The 12,806-nt window shown below is 32.7% G+C and carries 13 protein-coding genes and 1 CRISPR repeat array; of the genes, 5 read left to right on the forward strand and 8 right to left on the reverse strand.

All coding sequences use genetic code 11. The features are described from left to right. Window positions 1-6: 6 nt before the first annotated feature. Window positions 7-2,466: a CRISPR-associated helicase/endonuclease Cas3 gene (locus KJS44_RS10610; RefSeq protein ID WP_008687425.1), complete on the reverse strand. Its 2,460-nt coding sequence runs from the start codon at window positions 2,464-2,466 to the stop codon at window positions 7-9. Between the two features lie 176 nt (window positions 2,467-2,642). Here KJS44_RS10610 and KJS44_RS10615 point away from each other — a divergent pair, with 176 nt between their 5' ends. From KJS44_RS10615 to ytvI, 5 genes are all read left to right on the forward strand, one after another. Further along, window positions 2,643-3,107: a MarR family winged helix-turn-helix transcriptional regulator gene (locus KJS44_RS10615; protein ID WP_008687424.1), complete on the forward strand. Its 465-nt coding sequence runs from the start codon at window positions 2,643-2,645 to the stop codon at window positions 3,105-3,107. Further along, a complete protein-coding gene (locus tag KJS44_RS10620; RefSeq protein ID WP_008687423.1) occupies window positions 3,100-3,735 on the forward strand; it encodes an HAD family hydrolase in 636 nt (211 codons plus the stop codon). The genes KJS44_RS10615 and KJS44_RS10620 overlap by 8 nt, the downstream gene beginning before the upstream one ends. A gap of 11 nt (window positions 3,736-3,746) precedes the next feature. Beyond that, window positions 3,747-4,547: a putative ABC transporter permease gene (locus tag KJS44_RS10625; RefSeq protein ID WP_008687422.1), complete on the forward strand. Its 801-nt coding sequence runs from the start codon at window positions 3,747-3,749 to the stop codon at window positions 4,545-4,547. 191 nt (window positions 4,548-4,738) lie between these two features. Beyond that, complete coding sequence (locus KJS44_RS10630) at window positions 4,739-5,293, forward strand: CDP-alcohol phosphatidyltransferase family protein (protein ID WP_008687421.1); 555 nt, start codon at window positions 4,739-4,741, stop codon at window positions 5,291-5,293. A gap of 13 nt (window positions 5,294-5,306) precedes the next feature. Next, window positions 5,307-6,452, forward strand: coding sequence for a sporulation integral membrane protein YtvI (ytvI, locus tag KJS44_RS14760; RefSeq protein ID WP_008687420.1), 1,146 nt, complete (start codon window positions 5,307-5,309; stop codon window positions 6,450-6,452). Between the two features lie 141 nt (window positions 6,453-6,593). After that, window positions 6,594-7,099: a CRISPR direct-repeat array (repeat unit 35 nt; unit sequence TCATTTCAACTCACGTACCTCATAAGAGGTACGAC). Window positions 7,100-7,473: 374 nt separating this feature from the next. Here the strand turns inward: ytvI and KJS44_RS10640 are convergent. The 7 genes from KJS44_RS10640 to KJS44_RS10670 form a co-directional block, all read right to left on the reverse strand. Beyond that, window positions 7,474-8,187 (reverse strand): metalloprotease family protein, encoded by a 714-nt coding sequence (locus tag KJS44_RS10640; protein WP_129923499.1) that lies wholly within the window; start codon window positions 8,185-8,187, stop codon window positions 7,474-7,476. Beyond that, complete coding sequence (locus KJS44_RS10645) at window positions 8,168-9,106, reverse strand: radical SAM protein (protein WP_129923498.1); 939 nt, start codon at window positions 9,104-9,106, stop codon at window positions 8,168-8,170. Before KJS44_RS10645 ends, KJS44_RS10640 begins: the two co-directional genes overlap by 20 nt. Beyond that, a complete protein-coding gene (locus KJS44_RS10650) occupies window positions 9,096-9,818 on the reverse strand; it encodes a hypothetical protein (RefSeq protein ID WP_131222952.1) in 723 nt (240 codons plus the stop codon). The genes KJS44_RS10645 and KJS44_RS10650 overlap by 11 nt, the downstream gene beginning before the upstream one ends. Window positions 9,819-9,826: 8 nt before the next feature. Next, window positions 9,827-10,456 carry an ATP-binding cassette domain-containing protein gene (locus KJS44_RS10655; RefSeq protein WP_129923496.1) on the reverse strand — a complete coding sequence of 210 codons (630 nt, stop codon included), beginning with the start codon at window positions 10,454-10,456 and terminating at the stop codon, window positions 9,827-9,829. 93 nt (window positions 10,457-10,549) lie between these two features. Next, the gene (locus tag KJS44_RS10660) at window positions 10,550-10,699 is read right to left on the reverse strand and encodes a YydF family exported signaling peptide (protein WP_129923495.1); all 150 of its coding nucleotides are present in this window, start codon (window positions 10,697-10,699) and stop codon (window positions 10,550-10,552) included. A gap of 116 nt (window positions 10,700-10,815) precedes the next feature. After that, on the reverse strand, window positions 10,816-12,246 hold the full coding sequence (locus KJS44_RS10665; protein WP_129923494.1) for a MobA/MobL family protein: 1,431 nt from the start codon (window positions 12,244-12,246) through the stop codon (window positions 10,816-10,818). Window positions 12,247-12,431: 185 nt separating this feature from the next. Then, a complete protein-coding gene (locus KJS44_RS10670; protein ID WP_144136857.1) occupies window positions 12,432-12,692 on the reverse strand; it encodes a hypothetical protein in 261 nt (86 codons plus the stop codon). Window positions 12,693-12,806 lie beyond the last annotated feature (114 nt).

Raw genomic sequence — 12,806 nt, forward strand, 5'->3', positions numbered from 1 at the left:
CTTTCTTCATAGAAAATAGCCACCTTTTTGTGCCATCATGTGGAATCCACACGTTTCATCATAATAACCATCATTCAGTATCATCACCCCCAAGTCTTTTATAGCTGTAAAGCAGTCTTGATAGTGATTCCCTTGTGTATATACTTCAATGCTATAACGCTGTGCTTGTTTTATTAACGTATCGATGCGTTCATAATCTTTTATATCCGCACATAATTCGGTGATGATGTCTTCACCTTTGCCATATGGTACAATTACTGTTGTCGTTGCATTAGGTATTACTTCAAATAAATCGCCAGCTTTACGAAAAGCTTGCCGCATAACACATTGTTTTTTCTCATCATTACTGAATTGCTTTATACTTTGTTCATTTTCTGACAATAAATCATATAGATTGTAAGTCACTTGTCCAACTTTTTTAATATAATCTGTTTCGATAGCTAATTCGCTCTTATAAGCAGAAAGGTTTTCATAGTAAAATTTATAGTAGCTATGCAATGTCTTCTGTGATGCGATATTATTATCGTATTGTAGTGGATTATCTCTGAATTTTTTCAATACTCGAAGGGTCAATGCTTTTGCTCTGGCAATTTCTGATAGTCTTGATAAATTTTCATCAGCATCCGAAAAAATATACGTAATTCCTTCTTCATATTCACGATTTCGATTACAGCGTCCAGCTGCTTGAATAATACTGTCTAAACCTGTACAAGCACGCCACACAGTTTCAAAGCTTAAATCCACTCCTGCCTCAATCAAAGATGTGCTGACACAAATGACTTTCGTATCTTTCTTTAAAGCTGTAGTCATCTCTTTAATCATATCTTCTTTATGCTGTGCACACATTGTATTCGCCAAGAAGAATATTTTATAATCTTTATCCAAAAGAGTCTTAAGTTCATGGTAAACATCATAAGCTCTTTTCTTTTGGTTTAGGATAATTAGAGCCGATTGGCGTAATTGCATATCCTCGCTAATTACCTTTACTAATTCATCTGTGTGCATTATACACTGTGTCTTATCTTCATAGCGGACACGTTGAAAAGCTTCATTATATATTTTTAAATGAGAAAGTATTTCTTCATAAGGAGGAATAGCGTTTAATTTATTGGGAGGAAATGGCTGTGTAGCGGAACACAATAAAACAGTAGACCCACAAAATTCTGTTAAATAGTCAATAGCTGTTTGAAACATATTCTTACAAGACACAGGTAATGATTGAATTTCATCGAATATCAAAATCGCATCTGTCAATTGATGCATTCTGCGAATATTTTGTTTAGACCCATGGAAAAGTGCATTTAATACTTGCACATAACTTGTGAGGATTACTGCATGATCCCAACGTTCTGTGAATAGTTGATGCTGTTCATCATCATCAATAACAAGACTAGAATAATGTTCTAAGATGATGACTTCATCTTTTTCACCCAACACATCTCTTAAGTTAGCTGCATTTTGCGTCAATATTGACAAATAAGGTATCACATAGTAAATATGACGGATATGTTTATGTTTTTTTGCATGTGCTAATGCAAATCGTAAACTTGCTAACGTTTTCCCAGAACCGGTAGGAGCAGCCAGTGTGTAAATGCCTTGCTTTTTTTCTCCGGCCTGATAACATTCTAGAGATATTTGATTTCGTAACTGATTGATTTCTGTTTGCTTGTTTCCTTGTTGAAGAGTTAAAAGATGTGCATTTAGTTTTTCTTCTAATGTTTCCCAGATATGCAGGCGGTTCTTTTCAAAATAGGGAGGTTGAAGTACATTATAAGATAAAGTAGGATGATTCATGAACAAATATGTATCATAGCAATCTGCATCTCGTAATGCACTTTGTAATAAGCGCGTTTGCAATCCTAATTGAAAATACAAAAGTGTTCCATTTTTCTTTTTACAACCTTGCTCTTCTAAGAATGGTTTTAATTTATTTACATGTTCTTTCATGCGTAAAAAGAGAGTTTGATATTGTTGAATAGCCTCTTGGATGAGTGTTTGCAAATACCTTTTATCAAATATGCTGAAAAAGGTATTTACGCTTTCTTCATAATCTAATATTTCTTTCTTTGTCATTAATTTTGAATGAAAAGGCATTTCTTTATCCGGATTATACATATCATAAAGTTTTGAATGATGGGATAATATGATCAAACTTACGGATTCTATAAAGCATTTTTGTATAACTTCATTAGTATTATCTAAATTATAGAAATGATCATATAGATAAATAGCACCTGCAAAAGCATGATTAATTTTTTCATTTGTGTCTTCATCTTTCATTAAATATGCTTGAAATAAAGATTTAGCTTTTCCTAAATCATGCAGTATCCCACTTAAATAACCAATTTTATCAAGTTCACAAGTGGTTAAAAATTTTTGGCATAAAGCTGCTGTATTTTCTTCGTGCTGTTTTAGTGTTTGTGAATATGCTGTTTTTTTGATACGATGCGCTAATAGTTCACCCATGAAATGCCCCCCGACAGTGTTTGTAAGCGTTTTCTCAATTATATCATAAAATTTTAATTATTGAACGATATTATATGATTGACTTTTACAATTTATCGCTTATGACAAAGTTGACAAATCTTTATATTCTATATAAAATATGTAAACTACATATAAATTATATAGAAGGTGAAAATATGAATATTTCTATGTATACGTATCAGAAACAAATTGAACGCATTTATCGCAAATTAAACCATCGTTCTACTGGTTTTCTACGTCCTTACTATGAAAAATATCAAATAAGTGAACTTCAATACCGTGTTTTATCCCATATTCAAGAACATACCGCTTGTACCATAGGTGCCTGTGCAAAAGCCTTGCAACAAGATGCAGGCAATATGTCTGTAACCTGCAAAAAATTAGAAAAATTAGGATATATCTTTCGTAAACGCAGCGTGAGCGATGAACGTGTAGTCTTATTATATCCTACAGAATCCGGAAAAGCTTGTATTCATACGATCCATGATGCCATGTATCAGCATTATCAAAAACAATGGAATTATTATAACGATAAAGACAAAGAACTCATCGTAAAAGGATTACAAAAGTTAGAACAATTTATAGAAATGATAAATGAAAAGGAGGATCCTCATGAATAAAAAAGGTGTCTTATTCGATATGGATGGTACTCTCATCAATACCTATGAAAATATCAATTTCAAGCAAGCATTAAGTGAATTAAAGACTGTCCAAAAAACATTAATATTAAAAGTTTTAAAATCACGCGTGCGAAGCTTCTCAGAAATGGAACAAAAGATTCGTGAAGAGGTGGAAGATCCACAAGAAGCGCAAGATTTAATTGATCGTATCATGGATTTTTTACTAGATCATTATGATCATGCTCCTATGAAAAATGAAGCTTTGACCTTCCTGCATTATCTGAAGCAAAAAAATTATAAAATATGTCTATGTACAAACAATGCAACTGATGTGGTCAATCACATCTTAAAACACAAACAAATGACTCCCTATTTTGACTATGTTATTACTTCTCAACAAGTAACACGCAGTAAACCAGATCCTCAGATGTATCTAGAGGCATTACATAATGTCAATCTTAAAGCAGAAGAATGTGTAATTTTTGAAGATACAGAAAATGGTGTACAAGCTGCGAAAAATGCCGGTATTGATGTTATCGTTGTGAGCGATAAAGAAAAACGCAAATTTGCAGATTGTCCGATTATCATACAAGATTATTCTGATAAACGTCTGTATGAGTTATTCTAGGAGGATATCTTATGTTCTATATCTTATGTTTCTTCGCTTATAGCTTTTTAGGTTGGATATGTGAGTGCATCTATTGCAGTATTCCTGCCAAGAAATTCATAAATCGTGGATTTTTAGAAGGACCCTACTGTCCAATTTATGGCTGTGGAGCTATGCTTGTTATTTACCTACTCACACCTTTTGCCGCTAAGCCACTGCTTCTATTTGTAGCAGGCATCTTTGTTACAAGTGTACTTGAATACATAACCAGCTGGCTGATGGAAATGTTCTTTCATACAAAGTGGTGGGATTATTCAACATATCCTTTTAATATTAATGGACGTATTTGTTTAAAAAACTCTACACTTTTCGGTATTATGGCTGTATTTGTTTACTATGTATTGCATCCATTTGTAAATGATTCAATAAATCTTTTGCCGCATCCGGCACAAGCTATACTTTGTATATTGTTAATTATCCTATTCACCTATGATGGTGTATCAACACTTATGGCATTACTACGCAAAAACAAGGACTTCTTGGAAGTGGAGAACAGTATGAAAGAATTGGTCAAAGAGTTTAAAACAGCCCAGATTTTTCCACTTGAAGAACCTATAAGTGAAAGTATTCGCCGTGTTTTAGATAGTACCGATGCAGATGAAATTTTATTATCGCATATTAAAAAAATTCATGATATGGTAGATTCCCTGCATCAAAAACGTAAGCATACACACGAGCGTTTAAGTAAAGCATTCCCTAACAGAAAAGAAGCTTTATCTAGAACGAATATTGAAGCATTATTTAAAACAATGCACAATCACTTACATCATTAATCTTTGTAAACAATGAGCATCACAAAACATTAACCAAAAGAATTGGAAAAGCTTTTCTTCGTACAAATTCATATAGTATAAGATGTACTATAGCATCCAACTCTACCGTCATTGTTTGGACAATTGAATGGACATATAATCGCGGCTTATTATAAATTTATTGCATTTTCAAATAACATAAGGAGAATATCATGTATATAAAAAAATCAGATATTTGTACCATACCAAATTTACTTACTATGCTACGCATAATTCTAGTACCTATTTTCATATATTATTATATGCAGGATGAACAACTGATCGCAGCTATTCTTATCCTAGCATGTGGTTTTACTGATTTCTTAGATGGCTATATCGCAAGACATACGAATGCAATAAGTGAAGTAGGTAAAATGTTAGATCCTTTTGCAGATAAACTTCTGCAGTTCGCTATTGTATTTGTACTGCTATTCAAGATTCAGCATATGAAATGGGTGTTTCTGTTATTCATGGTCAAAGAAACCAGTATGTTCTTATGTTGGCTGTATATGAGAAAAAAAGGCGGTTATATGAACGGTGCGCAGTGGTTTGGTAAGGTATCGACGGCAGTTTTCTATGTTACAATGTTTCTACTGCTCTTGTTGCCAATTAAAAACACTATATACTCAGATATCCTTTTACTCATTACAGCCATATTCTTACTGATTTCGTTCCTGCTTTATATGAAAACCTATTTCTCTATGTTTCATAAAATGAATCATTCATAAAGGAGGGTGCAGAATGGATACAGAAAAACAACGAGCCTTTATCATTCGTTTTCTGTATTTTTCCATTCTAATGCTCCTTTTTTATGTCTTTTTTCAATATATCATTCCCTACCTTTTACCATTCATTCTTGGTTTTTTCATAGCCTTTATGTTACGTCCCATTATCCGTATTTTTGTCAGGATTACAAAGGGACATGAAAAGTTTTGGAGCATTGTCATCATTTTATTTTTTTATGCATTATTAGGTGTTATATTAAGTTATTGCGGTATGAAGATATACTTTTGGACGCAAGATGTGCTTGTTAAAATACCCGAATGGTATCAAAACACGATGGAACCTTTTCTTCAAGATTCTTTCTCTCATGTCCAAGTAGTTTGGAAGGATTATGATGGGGCGATATCAAGTGCCATCACATCCATTTGGGAAGGACTACAAAATTTTCTTTCAGGATTTGTTACCGACTTATCGCAAAACATTCTAAGCATATTAAGTAATTTACTATCTTCAGTACCTAAATTCCTTTTAACCTTTTTTATAGCCATATTTTCCAGCTTCTTTTTTACTTCTGATTACCATAACCTTTCTAATTTCTTTTTTCAACAGTTCTCACCAGAAACACAAAAAATCATATTATCTATACGTTATTTTGCCACTCATACCTTTTTAAACATGTTTATAGCTACAATCAAATTAATGCTATTAACATTCTTTGAATTAGTCATAGGTCTTTCTATTTTAGATATAAAAAAAGCCTGGCTAATAGCCTTAGGCATAACGATTTTTGATGTACTTCCAATATTAGGTACCGGCGGTATTATGATACCATGGATTCTGTTTTCTTATGTTCAAGGACAACATAAACTAGCCATAGGATTATTAATATTATATTTAATTATTACTTTAATACGTAATATAGTAGAACCTAAATTAATGGGAAAGCAGTTAGGACTGCATCCTTTGTTAATGCTGTTATGTATGTATGCAGGTGGTAAATTATTTGGTGTGTTTGGATTCATGTGCATGCCGATGGTGTTACTAATCCTTAAAAATCTTAATGAAGAGGAAATTATACATTTGTATAAATGTTATAACTTACATGAATCCAAATGCAACATTTCAACTCACGTACCTCATAAGATGCGACACTTTGACAAATAATTATGTACGATTCAATTTCAACTCACACATCTCGCGAATGCGGCGTTTCTCATAGAGTGCTCTATCGAATACTTTATCATTTCAACTCACGCTTCTTACAAGATGCGACCTTCGCTGATAACTTCATCTGCTTTATTTACTTCATTTCAACTCACGTACCTCATAAGAGGTACGACATCAGCGTACTGGAAGATTATTTCAAAAAATGGTCATTTCAACTCACGTACCTCATAAGAGGTACGACCTGTAGATCATCTACCTGCTGCAGAAAGGTATCATTTCAACTCACGTACCTCATAAGAGGTACGACACTTGTTCATTTGGTTTATGATGTTCGTTAAATCATTTCAACTCACGTACCTCATAAGAAGTACGACGAGCTAAAAACTCCTGCTAAAGCAAAAGTAAAGGTTATTTCAACTCACGTACCTCATAAGAGGTACGACAGGACTAAAGATAAAAGGTGGAACAAACTCTAGCGATATTTCAACTCGCGTACCTCATAAGAGGTACGACTGGCATTCAGGACTCGTCGACAGGGTTATGAGCATTTCAACTCACGTACCTCATAAGAGGTACGACATTCATCTTCATCACTCCAATCTATTGCTTGCATTTCAACTCACGTACCTCATAAGAGGTACGACGCAAATCTTCATGTAAAACATACCATTTAAAGAAGAAATGTATAAATTTTATATACTTTCTTAATACTTCTTCAATTATTTTCTATAAATTACAACATATGATACAAAAAAATTGGTGCGAATCTCTTAGCTTTTTTATGTATGCTTCCCATTCGCACCAACTTATTAAATAGTTAAATTTATTCCCACTCGTCTTTTACATTCGTACAAACGCTTATAAAGTGTATTATTAGTTCGTTTTATATGTGTTTTGTGATTGATTATCCGCACAATCCGATTCGTTCGTAATGTTTTTGTAGCCAAAATGTAGCCACTGTTTTTATTCACCTCATTTTTATTTAATGTTTAATAACAGTACTCCTTATCTTAGATTTTTATAAAGAAACATTTAATTTTGATAGTAAAAACAAAAATAAAAACATCAAAATTCCTCTAACAGTATCTTCTATAAAATCCTTCTTCTTTGATTTTGCAACATTATATCTATTAAATAAACTAGTAATAGCATAATATCCATCACTTTTTATTATAGGCAAAAAATTAATCAGTATTGTAGAAATAATGGCATAATTATACTTATTTAAAGAAGGGAAAAAAATAAAACAAATCAATACATAAATACAATTCATAAAATTCCCTGCTAGATATACTGCTATCCTTTTATATTTAGGCAGTAAATAACTATCTGATGTATCCACATAAAATGCTGGATAAATAAAATAGATTTTAAAACCTATTTTTATTTTTCCACTTTTATAAAATAATTTAAGAAACAAAACATGCCCTAGTTCATGTATAAATATATTCGCAAATAAAATTATGTTTGCAATTATAAAATTAGAATCAATAATAACATACTTTTCATGGAAGAAATACATTACTATTGTCAAAGAAATGATACCCACCATAATTATTGCGTATATTGGATTTTCTTTAATTTCTTCTCGAAAAATCAATTTTTCTTCATCACATATCTGAATAAAATCCTTTTTTTTCATTTTATAAAAGTCATTTTGATATTTTAGAATATAATCATCAGCAGATTTTCCAACTATAATACTATTATCTTCATTTTCTAATATTTTCATAATAATTAACAGAGGCTAATAACTGTAAAAACCAATCGTCCTTAAACAAAAATTCACAAAACTCACAAGGACTAGCTAATTTATGCGGATAATCAATTTTGTTATCTTCAAGCAATTTTATAAATGGTGTAAATCCTTCTGTAAATACCGTATTTAAAACATAATTACTTTTGATGTCTGTAATTATTTCTTTTAAACTGTTTTCATTCAAGTTACCCATTTGTAAAATAGTATTTTCAATAACCTGCGAACAACATGGATAAACTTCCAATCTAGGATTGATTAATATATTAGGTTCAATACATCCTACACATCTTAAAACATCATTATCTGAGTCAAGTAATTTTATATAACTATTTTCTTCAAACAACTTTCCTGATCCAGTTGCAATTACTGGCTGATAACAAAACTTTGTATAATATGCACTTTCTCCCAATTGATTTAATATATCTCCCGGTGTCATCGAATCTTTTAAAAAACATCCAACTACATCCGTTGAAATATTATACGATTTTGCTACCATAATAATATTTTTCAAGCACTGTATATCAATAAAGGGCATATGAAATTCATCATAACTCAACGATATATACGAAAGTTTTGTCTTATATTTTTCTATGAATTTTTCAACATCTTCTATATTTTTTCCCCAAAAACCATTAGTTTTAATCGAAATTTTTACATTTCTGTCGAAAGGAAATTCCATAATTCTATCTATTAACGCAGGATATAACATAGGTTCACCACCAGTTATACCAATATCAGTTATCTGTTTACATTCTTTAACATCATTAAGAATTTTATCCAATTCTCTTTCTGTTAAAGTCTTTCCTCTCACTATTCCACGACTATCACAGCACATTTTACAATGTGCATTACAATTCTCTGTTAACAATATAGCTAAATGACTAAATTCCATTCTTTGCCCACCTCCTACGTAAACATAAAACAGCCATAACACAAATTAAAAATACTATCAAATCATATACATAATTTCCAGCAATGTAGTGTAACAAACTTGTTATTTCAATTTTCCCATCCAAATAAGATATTAGATGATGATAGTCCGTTGTTGATGCATCATAATATGCAAAATACTCCATAAAAGGAGAACCAGCTGAAACTACTATTCCTGCGATCCACAAAAAGAAACTTGAAAAAAATGCAACCAAAAAATTGCTAAATATAAATCCTATTGTCGATATGATAAGGGTATAATAAATCATTACCCCTTCTATTTTTAGGAATACCACTGGCAACATTCCTAATTTTGCATATGGTACACAAACCAAAATTGAAGAAAAAGCACTGCCAATTATTGTTGCTAATAAAATCATGCCAACCTTTGTCAAATAGTATCTTAACTCTGAAAAACCTAAAGTTTTATAAAAAAATATATTTTTTTCTTTATAATCCACATAAAACTGCATTATTATAAAAGCCGAAAATAACAATGTTCCAAATTGCGTATAAACAGTATATACACTTTCAAACATATCTTGGAAAGTCACATTTTGAACTTTGTCTATAGTAACCAATAAAATGTATCCTAGCAAAACATTTAATAAGTTAATCAATGTAAAAATTACATAAAATTTGTTTCTTACAGCCCTTTTCATTTCTAGCTTCATTCTAACCATCACCCCTTAATATAAGCATTTACAACTTTCTCTTTAGTCATATTTGACAAAATATTTTTATTTTCTATCAAATAATATGCACCTTCAAGATATTCTATATCTGTCAAATTATGAGTAATGTTGATAATAGTTGTATTACTCGTTTTGATGTATTCATTCAAAAAGCTATATATATCAAAGCAACTTTTTTTATCCAAAGCATTTGTAAATTCGTCTAATACTACAATTTCTGGCTGTGTCGCTAAGAAAAATAGTAATTTAATTTTCTGTTTTTGCCCATCACTTAAATTTTTCATCTTATTATCAAATGAAATTTCTTGTATATTCAACTGTTCAATCAATTTTTGGGCAACTGTAACATTAAATTTACGTTTAGTCACATCTATAATGTCTTTAACTTTTAAATCTGATGGCAAATTAGTATAACTTCCTATAACACAAACCTTCTTATTAACACCTTCTATATCTCCATCAAACTTCATTGCTCCAACAAGTGCTTTTGCTAAACATGTTTTTCCAGTCCCATTTTTTCCTAAAATATGATTGATTGTTTTTGATTTAAAATCTACATTTACATTTTCTAACAGGCACTTTCCTTTTATTGAAAGAGAAAAATTTGTAAGCTTCATATTTTTCGCCAAACAGTATCAAAATACTTATTAAAGTGGAAATACCTCTAAACTCCTTTTTAGAGAATTTAGAGGCATTTCTTCTACGGTTATTTATGATTTACTTCCAACAATCGTAGCCTTACCTGATGAACGGACAAAATACCAAAGGCTCAGAACTTTTTCAAGTTTAAAAGAATTCAGCTTTTTTTCCAGTTCTTTTTTGTCTTTGTCATCTGTTGCTTTAAAGTCATTAATACGCATTTGGCTTTCCTCCTTTCTTCATATCAAGCAGTATAGCACTCTTGTTTAAAAATTCAATATCTTTTTCGTATTTTTTATTGTTTTTTCATATTTTTTCCAAAACAATTTATTATACTTTATCTTCCTCTATCCATAGATTTTTTCTTAACTGACCGTTTTGGTTGCTGTCTGCCTTCATGCTGATAGCGGTGCAGTTTTTCCAGTACGCTTGCTTTTTTCGGCTGTTCTAACGGATTTTCTTTCTTCTGGTCCGTCTGATTTTTCCATGCCCGCAGTTCTTCATTGTATTCTATAATCAGTTCTTCTGCCTTGTTATAAACCTTCTGAAAGGATTGCACATTTGGATACCCTTCACGTTTTACGATCTGCTCCATACTCCTGTGCAGACGCTTTTCCAAATCCTCTAACAATTCAATTTTCCCTTCCAGAGATTTTCTCTCTTTGCCTTTAAATAGTCCTCGTAACTCTGACAGTTGCTTTTTCAAAGAAGAAATATCCTGCTGTGTGCGTTTTATCTCTATTGACTGTCTCTGCAATTCATACATGAGCTTCTGCATATCTTTCCACTCCTGCAAGTCAATCTTGGGTACAGGTTTAGGCGGTAGCTTAAATTTGAAAATTACTTCCTGTAAAAAGTCTTTCGCACCTCGGATAATCTGACGGAACATATCCGGCAACCAACCGTATGCCCTTATAGATTGCAGCGTTTTATCTGTGATTTTTTCCTGCTTGATCTTCAAAATATCTTCTTCAGGAACACCTTCAACTAATGCCACATCAACTGTCCGATTCCATTCCTGCCTTGCCGCATTGTCTGCCTTTATCTCCTCTGCTTTCGGATTGTTCTTTCCAATTTTCTTCGTTGCTAAATATACGCCGCCCTGTTGAAATACGGATAGTTTTTCAGATTCTTCTTTTACATATCGGTTGATCGTATCAGTAAACAGTTCCTTGACTTCTTTGGTAAATGCTTTGTTCTTAAACCATTCATCCTTTTTCGTGAAAATATGGCTTTCATAGACTTCCCCTTTGGGGATAATACTGCATCCCACCCGAAGATTACCCTGCTCGTCTAAAACCTCTTTCTTTGTGCGTCTATGCTTTCCCTGCTCATCATAAAACATATTTCGGGTAGCAATCTTTACTTCAGGCTGTTCCAACATTTTCCGTTCACTGAATACCAGATGGATATGATAATTCGTCTTTGCCTTGTTGTGATGAAGGGCTGCACTACACTCCACACCATACCTTTTATGAAAACTCTCCGTAAAAAGCCTTACCACATCATCTGCCCTGTACTGAACAAAACTTTCAGGAAGTGCAATGATAAACTCACGCCCTTCAATACATTTCCCTGCCGATCCACTCGCCTTAAAATCCAACTGATTTTCTCTTGCAAGATTTTTCCAAAACTCCGGTGTTACTCCTTCTGTCTGATAGGTCGCATAGAGATATTCCTGCCGTTTCGGATTGGAGATATAATCAATCCTTCCTTCCACATCGGACAGCTTGCTTTGTCTGATAAATGAATGTCTGCCTATAAGCATCCTCCTTCCTCGGCTCCCGCCGACTTTGTTGTGAGTAGGTGCATAGGCACCTGTTTACGAACTGATTGCCGTATCCGGCATAAGCCTCGCAGAGCGAAATACACAGAGTACAAACCATAGGTTTGTGCGATGAGTGTATTTCGCTCTCAATCGCCGAGGGCTTGTCTTTGTTTAACATAATCCGATTACTTCTCGGACTCACGCTTAGATTTATGGGCGTATCCGCCCTTTTTTTCTGCCCGTATCCGGGCTGTTTTTTCTATGACTGATAGCAAATGATCCACAGTACTTTCTTCCCATCCAGCAAGCCATATCATGGTTCTTTCCTCTGCTTTAGTCAGTTCCACGCCTTCCAGTACCTTGTTCATTTTCTGTATCTGTCTGCCCTCCATCTCATAAAACAAATCATTCACATTTCTGCTTTCTCTTTCCGGCTGCTTTAACATCTGCAACACTCCCTTCTGCTAAAAAATAAAATAAATTTAAAAATTACACGTATAAGCGTATAAACGTATCTTCCACACTTTTCAGAAACCTGTAACCCCTTGATTTTCCTGAAG

This window comes from Longicatena caecimuris (assembly GCF_018406465.1).
Lineage (GTDB): Bacteria > Bacillota_I > Bacilli_A > Erysipelotrichales > Erysipelotrichaceae > Longicatena > Longicatena caecimuris.

Bases quoted from the DNA above. Each gene is read 5' to 3' on its own strand.
- KJS44_RS10625 (WP_008687422.1), top strand. From the start codon at position 3,747: ATGTTCTATATCTTATGTTTCTTCGCTTATAGCTTTTTAGGTTGGATA.
- KJS44_RS10655 (WP_129923496.1), bottom strand. From the start codon at position 10,456: ATGAAGCTTACAAATTTTTCTCTTTCAATAAAAGGAAAGTGCCTGTTA.
- KJS44_RS10610 (WP_008687425.1), bottom strand. From the start codon at position 2,466: ATGGGTGAACTATTAGCGCATCGTATCAAAAAAACAGCATATTCACAA.
- ytvI (WP_008687420.1), top strand. From the start codon at position 5,307: ATGGATACAGAAAAACAACGAGCCTTTATCATTCGTTTTCTGTATTTT.
- KJS44_RS10660 (WP_129923495.1), bottom strand. From the start codon at position 10,699: ATGCGTATTAATGACTTTAAAGCAACAGATGACAAAGACAAAAAAGAA.
- KJS44_RS10650 (WP_131222952.1), bottom strand. From the start codon at position 9,818: ATGAAGCTAGAAATGAAAAGGGCTGTAAGAAACAAATTTTATGTAATT.
- KJS44_RS10620 (WP_008687423.1), top strand. From the start codon at position 3,100: ATGAATAAAAAAGGTGTCTTATTCGATATGGATGGTACTCTCATCAAT.
- KJS44_RS10630 (WP_008687421.1), top strand. From the start codon at position 4,739: ATGTATATAAAAAAATCAGATATTTGTACCATACCAAATTTACTTACT.
- KJS44_RS10615 (WP_008687424.1), top strand. From the start codon at position 2,643: ATGAATATTTCTATGTATACGTATCAGAAACAAATTGAACGCATTTAT.
- KJS44_RS10640 (WP_129923499.1), bottom strand. From the start codon at position 8,187: ATGAAAATATTAGAAAATGAAGATAATAGTATTATAGTTGGAAAATCT.
- KJS44_RS10645 (WP_129923498.1), bottom strand. From the start codon at position 9,106: ATGGAATTTAGTCATTTAGCTATATTGTTAACAGAGAATTGTAATGCA.
- KJS44_RS10665 (WP_129923494.1), bottom strand. From the start codon at position 12,246: ATGCTTATAGGCAGACATTCATTTATCAGACAAAGCAAGCTGTCCGAT.
- KJS44_RS10670 (WP_144136857.1), bottom strand. From the start codon at position 12,692: ATGTTAAAGCAGCCGGAAAGAGAAAGCAGAAATGTGAATGATTTGTTT.